This window comes from Snodgrassella communis (assembly GCF_914768045.1).
Lineage (GTDB): Bacteria > Pseudomonadota > Gammaproteobacteria > Burkholderiales > Neisseriaceae > Snodgrassella > Snodgrassella communis.
This window is the reverse complement of sequence record NZ_CAJZCD010000015.1, coordinates 1-20,672: the sequence shown is the minus strand read 5'-3', so window position 1 is coordinate 20,672 and position 20,672 is coordinate 1. Positions and strand designations below refer to the sequence as shown.

18 protein-coding genes are annotated in these 20,672 nt (G+C 43.7%); 9 read left to right on the top strand and 9 right to left on the bottom strand.

The annotated features are described in order from the left end of the window. Positions 1 to 17: 17 nt before the first annotated feature. The 5 genes from MJ761_RS10315 to MJ761_RS10295 form a co-directional block, all read right to left on the bottom strand. On the bottom strand, positions 18 to 425 hold the full coding sequence (locus MJ761_RS10315; protein WP_093093760.1) for a DMT family transporter: 408 nt from the start codon (positions 423 to 425) through the stop codon (positions 18 to 20). Next, positions 425 to 781, bottom strand: a complete 357-nt coding sequence (locus MJ761_RS10310) for an EamA family transporter (RefSeq protein ID WP_093093758.1) — start codon at positions 779 to 781, stop codon at positions 425 to 427. Before MJ761_RS10310 ends, MJ761_RS10315 begins: the two co-directional genes overlap by 1 nt. A 35-nt stretch (positions 782 to 816) precedes the next feature. Beyond that, positions 817 to 1,638, bottom strand: coding sequence for an alpha/beta hydrolase (locus MJ761_RS10305; protein ID WP_093093756.1), 822 nt, complete (start codon positions 1,636 to 1,638; stop codon positions 817 to 819). Between the two features lie 24 nt (positions 1,639 to 1,662). Beyond that, positions 1,663 to 2,409 (bottom strand): MtnX-like HAD-IB family phosphatase, encoded by a 747-nt coding sequence (locus MJ761_RS10300; RefSeq protein ID WP_093093754.1) that lies wholly within the window; start codon positions 2,407 to 2,409, stop codon positions 1,663 to 1,665. A gap of 887 nt (positions 2,410 to 3,296) precedes the next feature. Beyond that, positions 3,297 to 4,514: a LysM peptidoglycan-binding domain-containing protein gene (locus MJ761_RS10295; RefSeq protein WP_093093752.1), complete on the bottom strand. Its 1,218-nt coding sequence runs from the start codon at positions 4,512 to 4,514 to the stop codon at positions 3,297 to 3,299. 157 nt (positions 4,515 to 4,671) lie between these two features. Between MJ761_RS10295 and def the strand changes: the two genes are divergently transcribed. From def to metF, 7 genes are all read left to right on the top strand, one after another. Continuing rightward, entirely contained in the window at positions 4,672 to 5,175 is a 504-nt protein-coding gene (def, locus tag MJ761_RS10290) for a peptide deformylase (RefSeq protein ID WP_093093750.1), read from the top strand. Positions 5,176 to 5,253: 78 nt separating this feature from the next. Next, positions 5,254 to 6,195 carry a methionyl-tRNA formyltransferase gene (gene fmt / locus MJ761_RS10285; protein WP_093093748.1) on the top strand — a complete coding sequence of 314 codons (942 nt, stop codon included), beginning with the start codon at positions 5,254 to 5,256 and terminating at the stop codon, positions 6,193 to 6,195. Beyond that, the gene (gene rsmB, locus MJ761_RS10280) at positions 6,192 to 7,445 is read left to right on the top strand and encodes a 16S rRNA (cytosine(967)-C(5))-methyltransferase RsmB (protein WP_093093746.1); all 1,254 of its coding nucleotides are present in this window, start codon (positions 6,192 to 6,194) and stop codon (positions 7,443 to 7,445) included. The genes fmt and rsmB overlap by 4 nt, the downstream gene beginning before the upstream one ends. Beyond that, positions 7,411 to 8,007 (top strand): DUF4390 domain-containing protein, encoded by a 597-nt coding sequence (locus MJ761_RS10275; RefSeq protein WP_093093744.1) that lies wholly within the window; start codon positions 7,411 to 7,413, stop codon positions 8,005 to 8,007. The genes rsmB and MJ761_RS10275 overlap by 35 nt, the downstream gene beginning before the upstream one ends. A 5-nt stretch (positions 8,008 to 8,012) precedes the next feature. Next, entirely contained in the window at positions 8,013 to 10,115 is a 2,103-nt protein-coding gene (locus tag MJ761_RS10270) for a sensor histidine kinase (protein ID WP_093093742.1), read from the top strand. Further along, on the top strand, positions 10,102 to 11,382 hold the full coding sequence (locus MJ761_RS10265; protein WP_093093740.1) for a sigma-54-dependent transcriptional regulator: 1,281 nt from the start codon (positions 10,102 to 10,104) through the stop codon (positions 11,380 to 11,382). The genes MJ761_RS10270 and MJ761_RS10265 overlap by 14 nt, the downstream gene beginning before the upstream one ends. Before the next feature lie 157 nt (positions 11,383 to 11,539). Continuing rightward, the gene (metF, locus tag MJ761_RS10260) at positions 11,540 to 12,373 is read left to right on the top strand and encodes a methylenetetrahydrofolate reductase [NAD(P)H] (protein ID WP_093093738.1); all 834 of its coding nucleotides are present in this window, start codon (positions 11,540 to 11,542) and stop codon (positions 12,371 to 12,373) included. Positions 12,374 to 12,565: 192 nt separating this feature from the next. On the opposite strand, the gene MJ761_RS10255 is transcribed toward metF, so the two are convergent. From MJ761_RS10255 to MJ761_RS10245, 3 genes are all read right to left on the bottom strand, one after another. Next, a complete protein-coding gene (locus MJ761_RS10255) occupies positions 12,566 to 13,294 on the bottom strand; it encodes an amino acid ABC transporter ATP-binding protein (protein ID WP_093093771.1) in 729 nt (242 codons plus the stop codon). Between the two features lie 29 nt (positions 13,295 to 13,323). Beyond that, positions 13,324 to 14,118, bottom strand: a complete 795-nt coding sequence (rsmA, locus tag MJ761_RS10250) for a 16S rRNA (adenine(1518)-N(6)/adenine(1519)-N(6))-dimethyltransferase RsmA (protein ID WP_093093736.1) — start codon at positions 14,116 to 14,118, stop codon at positions 13,324 to 13,326. Between the two features lie 106 nt (positions 14,119 to 14,224). Further along, positions 14,225 to 14,935 carry a peptidoglycan DD-metalloendopeptidase family protein gene (locus MJ761_RS10245; protein ID WP_239392921.1) on the bottom strand — a complete coding sequence of 237 codons (711 nt, stop codon included), beginning with the start codon at positions 14,933 to 14,935 and terminating at the stop codon, positions 14,225 to 14,227. Positions 14,936 to 15,171: 236 nt separating this feature from the next. Between MJ761_RS10245 and MJ761_RS10240 the strand changes: the two genes are divergently transcribed. Next, positions 15,172 to 15,633, top strand: a complete 462-nt coding sequence (locus MJ761_RS10240; RefSeq protein WP_093093732.1) for an FxsA family protein — start codon at positions 15,172 to 15,174, stop codon at positions 15,631 to 15,633. A gap of 65 nt (positions 15,634 to 15,698) precedes the next feature. Here the strand turns inward: MJ761_RS10240 and lysS are convergent, their stop codons facing one another. Then, on the bottom strand, positions 15,699 to 17,222 hold the full coding sequence (gene lysS, locus MJ761_RS10235; RefSeq protein ID WP_093093730.1) for a lysine--tRNA ligase: 1,524 nt from the start codon (positions 17,220 to 17,222) through the stop codon (positions 15,699 to 15,701). A 1,044-nt stretch (positions 17,223 to 18,266) separates the two neighbouring features. On the opposite strand from lysS, the gene MJ761_RS10230 reads away from it, so the two are divergent. Further along, positions 18,267 to 20,672: autotransporter outer membrane beta-barrel domain-containing protein (locus MJ761_RS10230; RefSeq protein WP_239392920.1), on the top strand; the 2,406-nt coding region annotated here is incomplete at its 3' end.

Below are 20,672 nucleotides of genomic sequence, written 5' to 3'. Positions count from 1 at the left end.
ATTTAAACCTTGAAAATTTAACACGCCTCATCATCTTTGCTGTGTTCAGTTTGGATGATTTCTTTTTCTGCTAAGGCCAAAAAGATGATGCCAGCTACGATGAATACTGCACCCATAATACGGGTAACAGTGATGTGCTCATGAAATAGAAAAGCTGAAACCAGCATTACTGTCACCACTTCCAAATGCGAAGCAGCAAATGCTGGGCCAACTGGCGCCTTCTTAAGTAATACCATCCAAGTAAAAAATGCTCCAATATACCCTGCTATAGCAATATAAACCCATGGCTGTGTGAATACCCGGATAATCCATTCCAGACTGGCTTCGAGTGGCTGAGCATGAATAGCCGTTAATTTAAAACTGCTTTGCCCTAGCGTATCGAACAATAATAAGAGCGCAAAACCGATTAAATAAAATTTACGCATTATGACGCTCCTACCAGTACTACTCCGATGGTAATACAAAACATGCCTATCAGCCGAAAACGAGTCAGTTTTTCCTGAAACAGAATCCGTCCAACCAGCATCAGTACAATAATGTTAATTGATCCCAGTAAAATACCCTGCGACAAAGGTACCTGACTTAAAAACGCCAGCCACAGCAAAAATTCAGCGACATAAGATCCGATACCAATCCATAACCAGTAATTGCTGAATAAATCTACCCAGTAATACCAACCATTGCGGTTATTCGGTGCTATGGCTGCATATTTAAACGCAGTTTGTCCAAGCGTATCAAAACAGATGTTGGCAAACCACAAAATGAATACAATCAGAGTCATACAATATTTCTTTCTGCCATATGATGAGTATTCACTTAAATTGACTGAGCAATATTTTCAAAAAAGGCAACTGACTGGTTAATGACTTCGCGTCGCTGCCGATCAATGGTAATCAAATGATAACTATCATCCAGTACCACAAACCGAGTCGCTCCACTAACCTGCTTTTCTACCAGACGAGCATTGGTATTGATATTGGCAATATCATCGTGGCCAGAATGCATAATCAGACAGGGTGCAGTTACCTGTGGCAGTTGCCGCCGCATTTGTTTAGCGAGTGTCTGCATTTCCGCCAGAGCCGGAAACGGATTACCAGCTAAACCGGCACTGGCACTGTCGCCACTGAACATGCTGGCAGCAACAGATGCTCGGATACGTTCATCTTTCAGTCCGTATGGTGGTTTCTCAATAAAAGAGGTTTTCTGGAATAAATGAAATTTCTTCAACAAGGGTAACAAGCCAAAAAACTGTTTTGCCCAGAATGGAATAGACCAGCCATCATAGTTAAAGGTTACGCCATAAACGCCAACACCCTTTATCAACTCTGGCTGGTCAGCAGCCAGTTTCAATGCCAGCAACGCACCCATTGATAGTCCGGCCACAAACAGACAATCAACATGCTGCTGTAGAAATTGCGCAGCTTCCTGCACACTGGTATACCAGTCATGCCAAGTGGTTCGACACAAATCAGCTTCATCGCCACAATGACCTGCCAGTTGCATTGCATACACGGTAAAACCGGCCTGATGCAGCCCTTTGGCTAGAATACGCATCTCATTTGGTGTACCAGTTAAACCGTGAATCAGAAGCACACCATTGCGATTACCGGGTAAAAAATAGGAAGAATCTTGAATCATAATTTCAAATTAGCCATTGAAGCTTTATGCAGGAGAGGAGCAATAATTTTCAGCCGGAGCTTTAATCAGATCTGGCAAAATGGCCACAACGTCATTAAAATCCTTAATTGGATAGTGCCGAATACCTTTTTGCTGACAAAAATCAATTAATTTATCTTTAGCAAAGACCAGATCTACTTTATCCGCCACACAAAAATCCGAAGTACCATCGCCAACATAAAAAATCTTCTGAAAACCGATCAACTGACTCCGATGTCGACATTTACAATTGCCACTGGCCTTATGACAGTGTTCATTGGCATAAGGAAAATCCAGTTTCCAACCCTGCTGCTGATCATGCAATAAGCGATTAGCGAAGACAGGCAAGAAATCAATATTATACCGCTTCAAAATCGACTGAATTGCATAGTCCAGCCCATCGCTGACAATATGCACGTTCAAATGTGTATCCCGCACCAGATCAATAAATGTGCCAAATGCAGGATCAATCCTGATTTGTGCCAGCGCACCATCTAATTCCGCCTGACTGGCTTGCATATTAGCAATTTGCTGACGCATGCATTCACGCGAACCAATAATGCCATCCAGCCATTGCTGCTCCAATAAGGCACATTTTTCATTGCCGAATTGGCTAAGTAAGGTGTCGGTCACATCTTTTTCACTGATGGTGCCATCAAAATCACAAAGTACAGTATACTTCGTCAACTCATTAGCATAAAATAATGAATTATGATTAACTTGGCGCTCAACAATGGGAATGAAACAACTCATATTATCCTGAGTAAAAATTACAAACGAAAATAGGCCGGCATTCTAATATGGGAAAACTGGATTATTGAAAATGATTGAATACATTAATGTGCCAGCAAAGATAACCGATGCACTTAGTTTTCTGCCAATCACGATTACTACGCATACCTGCAATTAGCAGTAACCGCGATTTACCGGCCCACGGCTAAGGAATTATCAAAATATATCAGCTACTCTGTATCCATTCATATTGAATATAAATTAATTTCAATTCAATATATTGATACAAACAGGGATACTTTTCATAACTACACCCATGTATCCATCCGGCAGCAATTTAAATTACTTACCGGCAACCATAGCACCAAACATATTCTCAACAGATACCCACTTATTCAGACAGCTGATATACTTGAAAAATTTAGTCAAATAAACAGTATATTTTAAAACATTTCATCCAGAAATTAAAGCTATATAATTGACCTACCTGTGAAATGTAGAATATAAAAGCAGTGATAAAATAATAACCTTTGTTATTTTCACAAGAGCAATAATCAAATAAATAATTAATTTAGCTTGATTTTACACTACTATTGAAGCATACATCTCTGCGAATTTTTTGCAAGATAAACTGATTATTGTATACAGAATAATTATCCTACTTACCTTAAGCCCCCTGTTTTGCTATCGATTCTACAACCATAGCCTGTTATTGAAACGTTCGGATAGGTATCAGCATGATCAGCCTTAACTATCTATACATGTTTAACTGTTTATTACTAGCAAGGACACAAAGGAAAAGTGCGGATAAATCCGCACTTTACATTCAAACTAACTCATCAACAATATATGATTTAAACATTCTGATGAAATTTTGTTGCCGATGATTTGTCCATTATTACTTTTAATTAATGCACATCTCTTGGTGAATTAGGTACATGCCGCAAGTCCTGAGTCACATCATCCAGATCGTGCCCCGGATTCATCACCAAATCCCCTACTTTCACAGAATGAGACGCATTGATAATAAGAGCTGACGACATTTTATCACTGACGCGGTAAATCAGCGCTAGGCCAACCTCTTCAGCAGGAATACTCAGGTACTTAAGTACACTACGCGATTCTTTAGAAGCTTCGGGTATACTGCCCTTAAGCTGATGACTCTTCTTATACAGACTTACTACTGTGCCTTTGTCTACTCCATCATCGCTACCCAAGTTCAGAGTAATTGTTTGGTAGGTTCCTGCCTCTTGGATTCCGTCCATAACAGAAACGATTTTGCCTTTTACCTGAGTACTGGGCGCATGTGGCATCATCTGAAATGAATCGTGTTCATCGGTTATTTTTAACAGATAATCACCTTTATTTAATTCTGATGCAGCATTGGTAACAACCATTGGCTGTGCGGTTTGGGTAGGCAATTTAACTAGTGGGTGCACGCGCGTGTAATACTCGTCTTTAGGCAGGCTAGCAGCATCACTTGGACTGCGTTCAGCCAGCGCACTGTTATGTTCGGCCAGTGTCGCCACCTCACCACTGAAGCGTACTAGCTGCCCCAGATTTTTATGTGTATCCGGATCGGTAATATCTTTTTCAATCCGATATACCAGATATCGCCCTGACTCCAGCTGACGATCAGCATATACACGATCACCCGTTGTATACATAATGCGACTTTCAGGCCCGCCGATAAGACGTGGCGCTTTTCTGGTTTGTTCTTTATCAATTACCTGCGGATGTTGCATGAATATACGGTAAAAATCGACATCAACGGTATTGATGCCATAACCGGAAGAAATATTACGTACCTTTGGCTGTAGTTTAATGGTTGGAATACCACTATTGTCGTCAAAACCAAGGCGAGGTTGACCATCAACATAACGAAGGCTTAAAACCTGCCCTGGATAGATTTTCTGTGGATTCTGAATCTGAGCACGATTAGAGCCCCACAATTGCGGCCATTGCCATGGGCTGTAAAGATACTTACCCGATATGCTCCACAGAGTATCGCCGTTTTTCACTACATATTGTGCTGGTGCATCGGGACGTAATTTTAATTTGGCCATTACAGGTGCAGATATTGCCATACCAAGCGTACATAGCAGGGTTATAATATGTTTATGCATGTAAAGTATCCTTAGGGAAATTACTGTTTTCAATGGTTGTTATATGACATAGTATGAATATTAATGCCAGTTTACCTGAATCTATATCAACAAGCTTTAAAAATTCCACATTGCCATCATGTAATCAGGTCAGATTGAACAAGGAATTAAACACACAATGGCTCTACTAAACATTTTACAATATCCTGATGAGCGTTTACATACTGTTGCGCAATCTGTGACGCAATTTGATGACAGAATTCGCACTTTGGTACAGGACATGGCTGAAACCATGTACGAAGCACGCGGTATTGGGCTGGCTGCAACTCAGGTTAATGTTCATGAACGTGTGGTAGTAATGGATCTCTCCGAAGAACGTAACGAATTGCGCGTATTCATTAATCCGGTTATTACCGCCAGAGAAGGCGATACCGAATATGAAGAAGGCTGCCTTTCTGTACCCGGTATCTATGAAACAGTGCACCGCTCGGAGCGCATCACTGTTGAAGCATATGATGAACATGGTGAAAAATTCATACTAGAAGCGGATGGTCTGCTGGCTATCTGCGTGCAGCACGAATTGGATCATCTAGCCGGCAAAGTATTTGTTGAATATCTGTCTCCATTGAAACAGAATCGCATCAAAACCAAACTAAAAAAACGCGCACGCGAAAAAATGTAAATAACACAACCCGTTATCAGCCTTAATATTTGTATCACCATCTTTTGATAGTGATATTGTCTTTTGTGGATTTGTTGCATGAAGCCTTCTGTAATTTTTGCTGGAACACCCGATTTTGCTGCGGCAGCGCTCAACGCTATTGTTGCTGCTGGGTTTGATGTACCGCTGGTATTAACCCAGCCAGACCGCCCTTCTGGTCGCGGATTGAAGTTACAACCCAGTGCAGTTAAAAAAACTGCATTGGCGCATGGGCTCACAGTTATCCAGCCAGCCACACTGAAAACAACTGAAGCGCAGGCAATGTTACGGGAGCAGAATGCTGATGTAATGGTCGTAGCTGCTTATGGATTATTATTACCGCAGGCAGTGCTGGATATTCCCAGATATGGCTGTCTGAATATTCATGCGTCCCTGCTACCGCGCTGGCGTGGCGCCGCACCGATACAGCGCGCTATTGAAGCGGGCGATCAGAAAACCGGTGTATGTATTATGCAAATGGATGCCGGTCTGGATACTGGTGCTGTTATTAGCCAACATATTTATACTATCGGTACAGATGAAACCGCAGCTGAAGTGCATGATGCACTGATGCATCTGGGGGCGAATGCAATTGTTGCTGATTTACAACAAATTAACCAATTACAACCCGTTGCACAAAGCAAAACAGGCGTAACCTATGCTCATAAATTAAGCAAAGCCGAAGCACAAATCGACTGGACACGCCCCGCCATAGAAATAGCCCGCAAAATCCGTGCTTTTAATCCGGTACCAGGCGCTTGGACGATCTGGCAGGATAAACCTCTTAAAATTTGGCGTGCACAAGTTACTTCGCATACAGGAGTGCCGGGTACAGTGTTGCACAGTAACGAACATGAACTGATTATTGCTTGCGGTAATGGAGCGCTCAGTATTGAGGAAATTCAGAAAGCTGGCAGCAAGTCCATGCCTGTTGCCGCATTTCAGACCGGCAATACTTTACAGCAGGGTACCGTACTGACATCAGTGGAGACCAATGCATGAGTATGGCGCATGTCCAGCAACTGGCGACTCACGCCATTGGTGAAGTATTAAATGGACGCAATCTCAGCGAAGTTTTGGCTCAGCTCATGCAGCAGCATCCGGAACTGTCCGTTGCGGATAAAGGTGCTTTGCAGGATCTTAGTCATGGTAGTCTGCGCCATTTAGGTCTGTTGCAACAACTTGTGCACCAAATGACGAAAGCATTACCCCCCGTAGAAATTGTCCATCTTCTCGTCATTGCTTTATATCAACTGCATTTTACCCGCAATGCAGCGCATGCTGTGGTAAATGAAGCTGTTAATTATGCACGCCAGCTACAAGGTGGGCATTACCAGAAATTGATTAACGCCTTGTTACGACGCTTTTTACGAGAACGCGAAACCCTATTAGCTCATGCACTTAAACAGGATGAGGCGCGTTATAACCTACCTGACTGGTGGTTAAACTACTTGAAAAAGCATTACCCCCAGCACTGGCACAACATGGTCACAGCCATGGCGCAACATCCACCTATGACATTGCGGATCAACCGTCGTTATACAGATGCTGAACAGTATCTGGCAAAATTGACAGCTAGTGGCATTGCAGCCAAAATTCTGGATACTCACAGCATCATGCTACAACAGGCAATAGCTGTACAGAAACTGCCAGACTTCGCTGCCGGCCACCTATCGGTACAGGATTTTGGTGCCCAGCAGGCTATCCCCATGCTTAATCCGCAAAATGGTGAGCGTATTCTTGATGCCTGTGCTGCTCCCGGTGGCAAAACCGGCCACATACTCGAATGGGCAGACTGTGATGTCACCGCGCTGGATATTGATCCTTTGCGCCTGAAACGTGTACAAGATAATCTGCAACGTCTGCAACAGCGAGCACACTTGCATTGTGCTGACGCAAAAGAGCTACACTTATGGTATGATAACAACACTTTTGATGCCATTCTGGCTGATGTACCATGTACTGCCTCAGGTGTGGTAAAACGCCATCCAGACATCAAATGGCTGCGCCAGCCACAAGATAGCCAAAAAACCGCACTACAGCAGGAAGCTTTACTGGACAGCCTGTGGCTAACACTAAAATCAGGCGGTCGCCTACTTATGGCCACCTGTTCGATTTTCATGGAAGAGAATCAGCAACAGCTAACCCGTTTTTTAACCCGACATGCGGATGCCTGCGAGCGTCAATCACGTGTATTGTTACCGAACAGCAGACAAGATGGATTTTTTTACGCGCTTATCGATAAAATCTAGTCTACTTTTTGCCTGCCTTCTCTGCCTGAGCATTACCATAGTAAAGGCAGAGGGCATCAGTACTACGCGTGCTCAAGCTAATATAACCAGCAATGGCCAGCTTTCCATCAATACGCGTTTTAATACCCAGCTGCCCGATCAGTTAAAACAGGCACTCACACAGGGTGTACCATTAAATTTTGATCTAAACTACCAACTCACCTCCCCCACACTTGCATCCTATCGCAATCGGATTAACAACCTGATTGCTGGTGATAATCTTATTCAGTACAAACTAGCCTTTCATCCACTTACTAATCGCTATCGCGTCAGTATGGGATCGACCTTTTCTACTGAATACAACAGTCTTGATACCGCACTTAGAGCCATTGGGGCTGTGGCCAACTGGCGTGTACTCAGCAATGGCACACTCAGTGGTGTATCTGCGGGAGAGGTTCGTGCAGATGTACGCCTGAGCCTAAGTATCAGTCAGTTGCCAAAGCCATTTCAAATCAATGCACTGACTTCCCATAGCTGGCAGCTGGATTCCGGCTGGCATCGTCTTGTTATCAACGCGGATTAATCATAATGAGACGGCTAATCTTGGTCATGACGGTACTCTGTGTGGTGACCTTGTATGTTCTGGCCGTCGCCACCGGTAATACCAGTGTTTTGTCGCAATATTTCTGGTTTGCATTCGGTTTTGCCTCACTATTAGTGCTTACACTGGTTCTGATGGCTGGTTCTTACTGGTGGAAATTATTGCAGAGCCGGCACCGGCATGAATTCGGTTCCAAAATTGCCATGCGTCTTGCCGCTATGTTTACACTGGTGGCTGTATTACCTGGCCTATTCCTGTTCGGCGTTTCTGCTCAGTTTATTTCACACAGCATTCACTCATGGTTTGGTAACGATACTGAAGAAGCACTTAACCGCAGTATCAGCCTGAGTAAATCCGCTCTGGACTACGAACTGGACAACAGTGTCCGCCGGGCAGCGAATATCCAAATTGCCCTGATTGCCGCCAATAGTCTGGAAGAACCGCTTCTACCAGTTCTTGAAAGTAATGATAAAAACAAGCAATTCAGCCAGCTAAATATCCGCAATCTCAGCAACAATCAGCTTGTTGCCGAATATAATCCGCAGCACCTTCCCACCCCTGAACTTAACGATAATCAGATACAAAACTTACACACCACAGGTTCAGTGCGTGAAATTGAAAACATAAATAACATTCTTTATGCTCAAGGCTGGCTGATTTTACCAGGCCGAACCCATGATAATGCCCTGTTTTTCCGTCAACCCATTCCGGCCAAAGTCGCGCAGGATGCTACCCTGATTGAGGCGGCACGTGCCAAATATGGTGAACTGAGTTTTACTAAAAAGAGTTTGCAAACCTTTTTTCTGGCCACCCTGTTAATGGCTACGCTGCTGGCAATCGTTTTAGCCTTACTGGTCGCCCTGTTATTTGCCCGCCAGTTCGTTGCACCGATTCTGTCACTGGCAGATGGCGCCCGGGCAGTAGCCAAAGGTGATCTGGATATACAGCAAACCATCTATCGCAATGACGAACTGGGTCAACTAACTGGCCTGTTTAATCACATGACGGTTCAACTACGTCATTCACGAGAGCAGCAGGAAGCGGCCAGACATTATCTAGAACATATTCTTAACAGCCTGACTACCGGCGTGGTTACACTCAATCCAGAAAAATGCCTGATTACATTTAACCAGATGGCAGAAAACATCCTCGGACAGAATCTGAATCCGATCCTTGGGCAGAATATCAATCAGTTGTCTGAACAAGACCCACAGACTGCAATGCTGGCAGATGTATTCCAGCAGATTCTCGTCACCGAAAACCAGAATAAACCGGCACAAATCACCTACAATCACAAAGATGAAACCCTGATATTACTTGGCAAAGCCACTCCACTACCCGAAGATAGCGGTGGAGGCACAGTACTGGTATTTGATGATGTCACTGCATTGGTGAGCGCACAAAAAGAAGCTGCATGGGGTGAAGTAGCGCAACGGCTAGCACACGAAATCCGCAACCCACTGACACCTATTCAATTATCTGCTGAACGACTGGCTTGGAAACTGCATGACAAACTCAACGAAGCAGATGCCCAGATTCTCAATCGTGCCACCAATACCATTATTCGACAGGTGGCTGCGATGAAAGAAATGGTCGAAACATTCCGCAATTATTCCCGCGCACCAGCGCTAAAATTCACCAACCTCGATTTAAATGAATTAATACGCGAGGTTTTGGTACTTTACGAAGGTAGTAATTGTACATTTGCGGTTAATTTGAGTAAGATAGTAATGAATGTTAATGCCGACAGTGGTGCATTACGTCAGGTTATTCATAATCTGTTAAAAAACGCAGTGGAGGCTGCCACAGCTGATTCCTCACCCGAAGTCAGCATACTAACCGAACTAAATAACGAACACATCCTTTTCTATGTGAGCAACAATGGTAAAACATTCAGTCAGGAGATGTTATTACATGCATTTGATCCTTATGTAACAGACAAACCCGGTGGTACTGGACTGGGATTACCGGTAGTAAAAAAAATCATTGAAGAACACGGCGGGCGGATCCAAATCAGTAATCAGAAAAATGGACTGGCTTGTGTCAAAATAACCCTACCCTTACAGGTAAATAAAAATGCGAAGCAGTGATATTTTAATTGTTGACGATGAAGTAGGAATCCGCGACTTATTATCAGAAATTCTGCAAGACGAAGGGTATACCGTCACCACGGCCGAGAATGCCGATACTGCCCGCCAACTGCGTCAGCAAACTCGTCCTGCCATGGTACTGTTAGACATCTGGATGCCAGATTGTGATGGCATAACCTTATTAAAAGAATGGGCAAAATCCGGCCAGTTAACCATGCCGGTGGTCATGATGAGTGGTCATGCAAGTATTGATACTGCAATAGAAGCAACTAAAATCGGTGCTTTGGATTTTCTGGAAAAACCCATTTCCCTGCAAAAATTGCTCAGTACAGTAGATCGTGCCCTGAAATACGGACAGATGCAGGCGGCTTCCAACCTGTCACTGGATAAACTTGGACATAGCCCAGCTATTAAAGAATTGAATCAACATCTGGAGCGGATAGCCAAATTCAGCACCCCAGTATTATTGACCGGAGAATTGGGTTCCCCTTTTGAACTGGTAGCACGTTCATTCCATAAAAACGCAACCCCTTGGGTAGAACCATCAAAAATAGAACAAATTGTAGACGCTCCCATTGAACTATTGCAGAAAGCAGCCAATGGCATACTCTATCTGGGTGATATTGCTCAATATGGTAAAAGCACTCAGCAAAGTATCGGCTTTATCCTCACCAAAGCAGATCGCTACAATGTACGCATCATCTGTGTTTGTAGCCGGCCAATCAAGGAAATGATTACCGATCCGCTACAAGATAACAAACTACTCAATACCCTTTCACCATTAATTGTTTCCATTCCTCCATTACGCTCACAACTGGATGACATGGTATTTCTGGTAGAACAAATTACCACCGAACTGGCAGAAAGTCAGAAAATTCCGCCGGTAAAATTTACCACAGCAGCACTCAATGAACTGCGCCAGTATGACTGGCCGGGCAATCTTGAGCAATTGCGTAGCGTTGTAAAAAGCCTGATGCTAACAGCAGAACATAATGAAATCGATGTTAATGCCATCAGCACTATCCTGAACCAGTTCAAATATAATCAGCCACATGAAATCATGACTGGCTTTAATTTTGACCTGCCTCTGCGTGAATTACGTGAAGATCTGGAAAGGCGCTATTTCGAATACCATATTGCTCAGGAAGGCCATAACATGAGTAAAGTAGCTCAGAAAGTAGGCTTAGAGCGAACCCATCTGTATCGCAAATTAAAACAGCTTGGTATCCAGTTTTCAAGACGTCAGGCTGAAAACAAATCCTGTTAAATAGCATAGAAAAATCTGCCAGAAATAATATTATTAATTTTGCTCATAATAACCGGCGGATTTTTCAAACAAATATATTCAATAAAACATTGATTGGACATGCCTGAAACGTTAAGGTTAGCTATCTAACCATAACTATTGGATAGGCTGTTCAATCATGAGTTTTACTTCGCTGAGTTTTGAATTTTTTCCACCGCGTACTGAAGAAGGCCGGCGTAAACTTGCCATTACCCGCAAACAACTAAGCCAATATCAACCTGAATATTTTTCATGTACCTATGGTGCAGGTGGCACCACCCGCGCCGGAACACTGCAAACTATTACCGATATCTTGAATGATGGTGTGGCTGCCGCGCCTCATCTGGCTTGTATTGGTGCCAGCCATCAAGAAATGATCAGCCTACTTCAAACCTACAAAGACATGGGCATTCGCCATATTGTAGCCTTACGTGGCGATATTCCTTCTGGCGTGGGCTTCGGACATCAGGGCTTACGCTATGCAAATGAATTGGTTGGGCTCATTCGTCAGGAATTCGGTGACTGGTTTCATATAGAAATCGCGGCTTATCCCGAATTTCACCCACAATCCCGCAGTGCGGAAGATGATATCAACCATTTTGTACGTAAATGTCAAGCCGGCGCCGACTCGGCAATTACCCAATATTTTTTCAATGCAGACAGCTACTTCTGGTTTGTAGATGAAGTGCAGAGCCGAGGAGTGAATATTCCCATTATTCCTGGCATCATGCCTATTGCCAGCTTCTCCAAATTAGCACGTTTTTCTGAGACCTGTGGTGCAGAAATTCCACGCTGGTTACGTCTCAAACTTCAATCCTACGCCGACGATACCGCATCAATCAAAGCATTGGGGCTGGATGTCGTAACCGAAATGTGCGACAACTTACTACAACAGGGTGCGCCCAGCCTGCATTTTTATACCCTCAATCAGGCGGGATTGGTCTCCACCATCTGTCAGCGTCTAGGTTACTGATTCAGATAAATATTAAGAATACCAGACCAAACTATCCAACTTAAAGAATATCCATCTTAATTTATTTATTATCTAAAATTCCATATAAACAAAAAGCCCCTGTCACATTAATGACAAGGGCTATACGGATAATCTATCGTAAACTGTCTGGCAGTTATCTGCCCCCCAGCCAGCTAAAAGTAACAAATAACGCTAATGTGTTAACAACTGATTCAAAAACTGTTGAGCACGTTCATGCTGCGGCCGCAGGAAAAACTCTTCTGGTTCGGCCTCTTCAACAACTTCTCCATGATCAATAAATACCACACGATCAGCAACTTCACGGGCAAAAGCCATCTCATGCGTTACCACCATCATCGTCATACCGCTAAGTGCCAAATCTTTCATCACCTTTAGCACTTCACCAATCATCTCCGGATCTAAGGCAGAAGTAGGTTCATCAAACAGCATTACCCGCGGCTCCATAGCCAGACCGCGTGCAATCGCTACCCGCTGCTGCTGCCCTCCAGATAACTGCTGCGGGAAAGCATCACACTTATGCGCAAGCCCCACTTTAGCCAGAAGCTCTTGTGCCTTCTCTTCAGCCTCTGCACGACTTTGTTTTTTCACCCTCATCGGTGACAAAATAATATTTTCCAAAACAGTGAGATGTGGATACAGATTGAAATGCTGGAACACAAATCCAACCTCAGTACGCACCCGATTTAAGTCAGTTTTCGGATCAGCAACATTCATACCGTCTACCCAGATTTCACCCTGCTGAATTTTTTCCAACTGATTTACAGTACGAATCAGCGTAGATTTACCACTGCCAGACGGACCACACACAACCACCACTTCACCCTGACTAACAGTCAGATTTACCCCATTAATAACATGTAAGTCCTTAAACCACTTGTGGACATTTTTAAATTCAATCATGTACTCCCCACATCCAAAAACTGTCTGCATCAACCTATCCAGACAGACGCACCATTCTGCAACAAATAATTACTTAACCCAACATAAAGCTCTGGCGGAATCCGCTCCGGTCGGCAGCCCGGATCAATCCCCACCGCCATTAATGCAGCATCATCCACCCATTCTTTCAGATTATTATGAATGGTTTTACGCCGCTGCTGAAAAGCTTGTTTGACCAAAGCAGCAAAATGAGCAAAATCCTGCGCAATTCCAATACGACCATGCTGTGGAATCATCCGTACCACCGCCGAATCAACTTTCGGCGCAGGGTTAAATGCCTGTGGTGGCACATCAAGTAAACTTTCCATTTCAAAAAAATACTGCAACATGACACTCAAACGGCCATAATCATTACTACCCGCAACTGCCACCATTCGCTCAACCACTTCTTTTTGCAGCATAAAATGCATATCCACAATATCATCAGCATACTTACCAAAGCGAAATAGCAACGGCGTAGATATATTATAAGGTAAATTACCCACAATTTTTTTTCGGCCGGGCACACTGGCAAAATCAAACTGCAACACATCACCTTCATGAATAACCAATTTAGATGCAAATGGTAAAGTACGCAAACGTGCCACAATATCACGGTCAATCTCAATCACATGCAACCGATCAACCATAGCCGCTAGAGGTGCAGTAATAGCTGCCAGTCCTGGGCCGATCTCAAGCACAGTATCCTCTGGCTGTGGACGCACAGCACGCACAATATCCTGAATAATACTTTTATCCTGCAGGAAATTCTGGCCAAAGCGTTTACGGGCACGATGTTCTTTCATATCACTTCCTTCAAATTTGCCCTATTATAAAATAAAACAACCTCCATCAACTTCCGGTTTAACCGGCCTCTACCCATTGGCCAATCCCACCGACACCAGTCAGTATTTAATCAGACAAATAGCGCAAAGGATTAACCGCTCGACTATTCACCCTTACCTCAAAATGCAGTTTTACGCCGGTAGTACCACTATCACCCATCGTCGCAATCGTCTGCCCCATCTGCACACTCTGCCCATTGCGTACTTTCAGCGAATCATTATATGCATAAGCGGTCATCGTACTATCACTGTGTTTAATCAGTACCAACTTACCATATCCGCGCAACTCATCGCCAGCATACTGCACCGTACCCGCAGCGGCAGCCTTAACCGGTGTACCACGACTACCAGCAATATCAATCCCCTTTTGCGTCTGGCCATTAAACCTACTAATCACCGTCCCGCGTACCGGCCATTGTAAACGGATATCAGGCGCAGCTGTACCAGTCGTCACTACTTCAGACTCACGTGCAACGCGTCCGGATGGTGATTTTACTCCCGTCGGTCGGCCTGAGGCTGATGCCGGCTTGCGCACACGAATCAGCTGTCCCACCTCAATTTCATTAGCATTAGCCAGATTATTCCAGCGTACCAGCGTATTCACATTCTGATTGAAGCGTAAACCAATCCGGTATAAAGTATCTCCACGCTGCACACGGTAAAAACCATTGTGTGCACTACCACTCATTACCGGTGCCTCTGCTACAGTATTACTCTGACATCCGCCCAGTAAGAGCCCCATGCATGAGATTAAACAAATACCAAATCGTCGCAACATCCCGTACAATTTCCATTCTAATATCATTAATCTATCACAACTCCAGCAATAATCCGCATAGCATAACTGGTTTATTTACCCAGTAGTCAATATTAACATAGCTTTTCCCTTATATACGTCAGCCAACTGATCACCTTGCCAAGCAATACCGATAGCCATTTTGTAGCCCGACATATTGAATTCCTCCATCCTGCAACCATCTATAAAAAATGTTATAGCTAAAAAGGGAGACTCACATGCGATATATGAGTTGGGCATTATTGATACTGGCAGCACTGGAAGTCATCTCCATTATTCTGATGAGCAATCTAATTGGTGGTGGCTGGACACTGCTTCTTATCATACTGTCTATTGCCTGTGGCGTATTTATGCTGCGCAATATCGGCTTGTCCGGCTTATTTCTTGCCGTAGCGACTATTCGCACCGGCAGCAACGTATCGCTCTACCAGTTATTATGGCCTCTTCGTTATGTACTGGCCGCCATCATGCTTATTAGCCCCGGTTTCGTATCTGATATATTCGCGGCTCTGCTACTGCTACCATTCAGCGGTAAACCCTTAGCCAGCACCGGTAGCAATCCTTTTTCCCATACACCGCAACCAGACCAAAACGATATTATCGAAGGCGAATTCACTGTAGAAAACAATAACGGACAATCCCATCGTCCCAACAGACAACAACACCTTCCGCCCAGATAAACAGATTAGTAAAAAAACAAAAGCCGCACGGAATACATCCGGCGGCTTTTCTTCACTATACTTCGTTATTCTAAACGCATTTGTGGAAACAGAATCACATCACGTATGGTCTGAGCATCCGTCAGCAGCATTACCAAGCGATCCATCCCAATACCACATCCACCGGTTGGTGGTAAGCCATATTCCATGGCTCGAATATAATCTGCATCATAATGCATTGCCTCATCATCACCTGCATCCAGCTGTGCCACCTGCTCTCTAAAGCGTGCAGCCTGATCTTCAGGGTCATTTAACTCCGAATAACCATTAGCCAGTTCACGCCCTACCACAAACAGCTCAAAACGTTCAGTTAGACCCGGTTTAGTATCAGAAGCACGTGCCAATGGCGATACCTCTACCGGATAGTCGACAATAAATGTCGGCTGCCATAACTGAGCCTCAGCACATTCCTCAAACAGTGCCAGTTGTAAACTGCCTAGCCCCTGCGCCACAGGTAAAGTTCCACCCAGCTTTTTAATTTCAGATTTCAGCCATACATCATCCGCAAGCTGCTCATCAGCATACTGTGGATTAAAATGTTTAATTGCTTCCACAATAGTCATCCGCGCAAACGGCTGACTCAAATCCACTTCCCTACCGTTATAGCTTACTACCGCACTTCCCGTAGCTGCAATGGCTGCTGCACGAATCACCTGCTCCGTCATATCCATCATACGCTGGTAATCACCATAGGCTTCATAGAATTCCATCATCGTAAATTCCGGATTATGGCGCGTACTCATACCCTCATTGCGAAAATTGCGGTTAATCTCAAATACCCTTTCCAGCCCTCCCACAACCAGCCGTTTCAGATAAAGCTCAGGTGCCACCCGTAAAAATAAATCCATATCCAGCGCATTATGATGCGTTACAAATGGTTTGGCCGTTGCTCCGCCCGGAATAGGGTGCATCATCGGCGTCTCCACTTCCAGATAGCGCTCGCTTACCATCACATTACGAACCGCCTGAATAATCCGGCTGCGTTTTACAAAAGTATCCCGGGTCTGCTCATTAGTAATTAAATCCACATAACGCTGCCGGTATTTCTGCTCCTGATCAGCCAATCCATGGAACTTATCCGGTAACGGGCGCAACGATTTAGTAAGCAGACGAAGAGTTGAAACCCGTACAGTCAGCTCACCGTGATTGGTCTTCATCAGTTCACCCTCAGCACCAACAATATCACCCAGATCCCAGTGCTTGAATGCATCATGTGCCTGTTCACCCACACCCTGATTATTAATATATAGCTGGATACGTCCGGTCAAATCCTGAATCGTGGCAAAACTGGCCTTACCCATATGACGCTTCAGCATAATACGACCTGCAACCTTCACTGGGATAGCCTTTTCAGCCAGAACATCTTTATCAAACTGCTCATACTGCTCATGCAGATCACCGGCAAAAGCATCACGCTTAAAATCATTCGGAAACGCAATCCCCTGCGTACGAATTGCCGTCAACTTATCGCGACGGTTTGCCATAATCTGATTTTCATCCAGTTGCTCTTCATGTGCGCCGCCAACCGGCGCATTATGCTGTTCACTCATATATATTCCTATACCATAACATTCAGTTCTTTCCTGTGGTCACCAGACAAAAACATCAACCCAGCTGCGACATTAACCAACCAGAAAATAACTACTTATTCTAATCGAAAATATCCATTTTAACACGCAAACCATCTGCTTCTTATCTTATATAATAACCAAACAACATCACCCTATATCCACAAAAAACCACACAACAAATAATTACCAAATAAATACCAACCTTCTTTTAACAACTAAGCCACACACATAACCAAATCAAGTTATATATCCTTACTTAAATTATTAATCATAAAAAAAATCAAACAGAACAAACAAACTAAAAACTGCCTGCACACCTCCAGCCCCAAAAAACACACACCTCATTAACCATAGCTCCAGCACAACAAAAAAACAGCTTAACAAACAACCTATATCAGTAACCTTATTTCAAATCAGCAACATTAGCGACAGATTACCGCCCCATCACAAAAATTTGGCAGAATAAAAAACCAAACACCCTGCAATATACCCATCGCCTGATAACACAGCCACAGCAACCATTACCCGCCCAATATAAATAAAAAACAAATAGCTGCGTCTATACCACTACAAATTAAGTAAAAAATTACTAAAAAAATAAACCAAAATTAAATTACCTTATTTCCACCAAATCAACTCAGCGTGCGTACGTTTATAAATAACATAAACTCATTCAGCAATCGTCTAATTAAATCATACAAAAACTTACAGACTAAAACCCACCAAAAATAACACCCCAAAACTCAGCTTAATAAAAACAAAAGTTTCTTAAAATAATTCAAATAATTACATTTTGACTAACAACCAGCTTTGTAGTCGAATAAACCAAGCAAATTTATTTTATAAACATTTACATTGATCGATATCACATAGCTATTTTCCCGACAGCATAACTTCAGCATACCCAATCAGGAAATTCAAATGAATAAAACTTACCACCCAACACAGCAGATCAGAGCAAAAACAAATATGACTGCGTCCGTACCAAAACCAGATTTCAGAAAAAAAACATTGGTTCAACTCATGACAATTATCGGCATAATCGCTTTCACCACCAGCGAAGCCTACGCCAACTGCCTTAACTCACCTTCTAATCAAAATTGTCTTACCCAAGAAACAACCCCATCCTCATCAACATACAGCGGCAACACCACCAATCAGGATGGCTATATTGCAAACGACAACACAGATCCAGTAAACATTTCTACCAGCGACAACCCATTAAATAATTCACTAACCATCATAAATAATGCCGAAGCAGGCGATCTGAATGTGACCGTAAAAAATACAAATATAAAAAACATATATTCACTTAACAACTCAGAAAAAGCAGCCATATCAATAACCACAACCGCAGACATGACAATGCCCAATAGTTTTGGCATTTCCGTAAACAATGCCGGCACAAATCTCACCCTCAACACCCAAAACATTAACAGCCAAACAAACGCAATCTACGCAGTTAACTCTGGTACCAGTGCGACATCTATCACCACAGCAGACATCACCTCCAGCGGCAGCAATGGCATCTATGCACAAAATAACAATAACGCCACAGACCTGACCATTACCACCGGAACCATCAATGCCAATCAAAATGGCATTTACCTGAAAAACAGCGGTACCGGTGCCACCTCTATCACCATCAATGGTGATATCTCCTCCGCCAATAGTGATGCCATCTATGCAGAGAACGACCCCGCCACAACAGACCTAACCATCCATACCAAAAACATAAACGGTAAAAATAATGGTATATACGCCGCAAACTTCGGCACAGGTTCAACAACAGTAACAGCAGAAGGCAACATAACCGCAACCAATCAAAATGGCATATACGCATTCAATCATGGTAAAGATCTAACCATCAATACACATAATGTACAGGGTTCCCAAAGCGGAATCTATGCAACTAATGAAGGTACCGGTTCCACCACAATAACAGCCAAAGGCAACATAACTGCAACCAACAGCGATGCCATTCATATTGAGAATAAAAACAATACCAAAGACCTCATTATCAAAACAGATAACATAAACGCCAAAATGAACGGCATATATACCACCAACAACGGAACAGGCATTACCTCCATAACTGTCAGTAACAATATTATCGCTGCCAATGGCACCGGTATATTTGCACAAAACTTAAATACAGCTGGAAACCTAACCATCAACGCAAACAATATCAACGCCGAACTGAACGGTATATACATCATCAATAATGGCTCCGGTTCAGCCTCAATCACCACCGCTGGCACCATACAAGGCCAGCACCAATATGGCATCCACGCAGAAAATAACCAAACAGCAGCAAATATCAGCGTCAATCAGACCAATGGCTCCATTACCGGCGCATTAGACGGCATTGATGTACTCAACCGCACCCCGCATGGAAATAACACCGTTACCGTAACAGGAAAAGTGACCGGCGGCACAGGTGCAGGTATTTATACCAGCGGCAGCTCCGGAACCACCACAACAATCACACTGAATAGTGGTGCCAACGTCGAAGCCACCTCAGGCACAGCGATTCGTGACGCAGATGACAACTCCATTATCACCATCAACAATGGCGCCAAAGTAAGCGGCTCAATTATTCTGGGCAATGGCAGCGATACCTTAAACATCAATAGCAAAGCAGATACATCAGCCATTACCATACTAGATGGCGGCGATGACACCAGCGAGAGTGACGGCATGATTGACACACTCAACATCGGCCAGTCACTGACTGGTTCATCTACCAGTAATGGCACAACCGGAAATATTGCCATCCGCAACTGGGAAAATATCAACCTCCTGCAACAAAGCACCCTCACCCTGACTGGTGACTTAAATACCAGCAACCTCAATATCGCCCCTGCTGCAACATTAAATTTCACCTCGCCCCTGCATCAGGCCACAATAAATGGCAATATCACCAATTCCGGAAATTTAAGCTTAAGCAATAACCAGGCAGGTAACCACTTAACCATCAATGGCAACTATATCGGTAACAATGGCACAATTACCCTTGATACCATATCACAGGATAACAACAGCATAACCGATAAATTGTTTATCAATGGTAACGCTTCCGGCCAAACCGCCGTGCGAATAAATAATATTGGAGGACTTGGCGCTGATACCGGTGCCACCGATGGTATAGAAATTATCAATATCACTGGTAACAGCACCAATAATGCCTTTAATCTGCAAAACGATCATATTGATGCAGGTGCGTACGAATATCATTTGTATAAAGGCAATATTACCGGTCAAAACAGCAACTGGTATTTACGCTCCCAACTAGCTAAACCAGACGATCCAAATAATCCGAACAACCCGAACAACCCGAACAACCCGAACAACCCGAACAACCCGAACAACCCGAACAACCCGAACAACCCGAACAACCCGAACAACCCGAACAACCCGAACAACCCG

Coding starts and splice junctions, on each gene's coding strand:
- metF (WP_093093738.1), top strand. CDS start 11,540: ATGAGTTTTACTTCGCTGAGTTTTGAATTTTTTCCACCGCGTACTGAA.
- MJ761_RS10300 (WP_093093754.1), bottom strand. CDS start 2,409: ATGAGTTGTTTCATTCCCATTGTTGAGCGCCAAGTTAATCATAATTCA.
- rsmB (WP_093093746.1), top strand. CDS start 6,192: ATGAGTATGGCGCATGTCCAGCAACTGGCGACTCACGCCATTGGTGAA.
- MJ761_RS10305 (WP_093093756.1), bottom strand. CDS start 1,638: ATGATTCAAGATTCTTCCTATTTTTTACCCGGTAATCGCAATGGTGTG.
- MJ761_RS10315 (WP_093093760.1), bottom strand. CDS start 425: ATGCGTAAATTTTATTTAATCGGTTTTGCGCTCTTATTATTGTTCGAT.
- MJ761_RS10310 (WP_093093758.1), bottom strand. CDS start 781: ATGACTCTGATTGTATTCATTTTGTGGTTTGCCAACATCTGTTTTGAT.
- def (WP_093093750.1), top strand. CDS start 4,672: ATGGCTCTACTAAACATTTTACAATATCCTGATGAGCGTTTACATACT.
- rsmA (WP_093093736.1), bottom strand. CDS start 14,118: ATGAAAGAACATCGTGCCCGTAAACGCTTTGGCCAGAATTTCCTGCAG.
- lysS (WP_093093730.1), bottom strand. CDS start 17,222: ATGAGTGAACAGCATAATGCGCCGGTTGGCGGCGCACATGAAGAGCAA.
- MJ761_RS10295 (WP_093093752.1), bottom strand. CDS start 4,514: ATGCATAAACATATTATAACCCTGCTATGTACGCTTGGTATGGCAATA.
- MJ761_RS10270 (WP_093093742.1), top strand. CDS start 8,013: ATGAGACGGCTAATCTTGGTCATGACGGTACTCTGTGTGGTGACCTTG.
- fmt (WP_093093748.1), top strand. CDS start 5,254: ATGAAGCCTTCTGTAATTTTTGCTGGAACACCCGATTTTGCTGCGGCA.
- MJ761_RS10275 (WP_093093744.1), top strand. CDS start 7,411: ATGGATTTTTTTACGCGCTTATCGATAAAATCTAGTCTACTTTTTGCC.
- MJ761_RS10245 (WP_239392921.1), bottom strand. CDS start 14,935: ATGTTGCGACGATTTGGTATTTGTTTAATCTCATGCATGGGGCTCTTA.
- MJ761_RS10240 (WP_093093732.1), top strand. CDS start 15,172: ATGCGATATATGAGTTGGGCATTATTGATACTGGCAGCACTGGAAGTC.
- MJ761_RS10255 (WP_093093771.1), bottom strand. CDS start 13,294: ATGATTGAATTTAAAAATGTCCACAAGTGGTTTAAGGACTTACATGTT.
- MJ761_RS10265 (WP_093093740.1), top strand. CDS start 10,102: ATGCGAAGCAGTGATATTTTAATTGTTGACGATGAAGTAGGAATCCGC.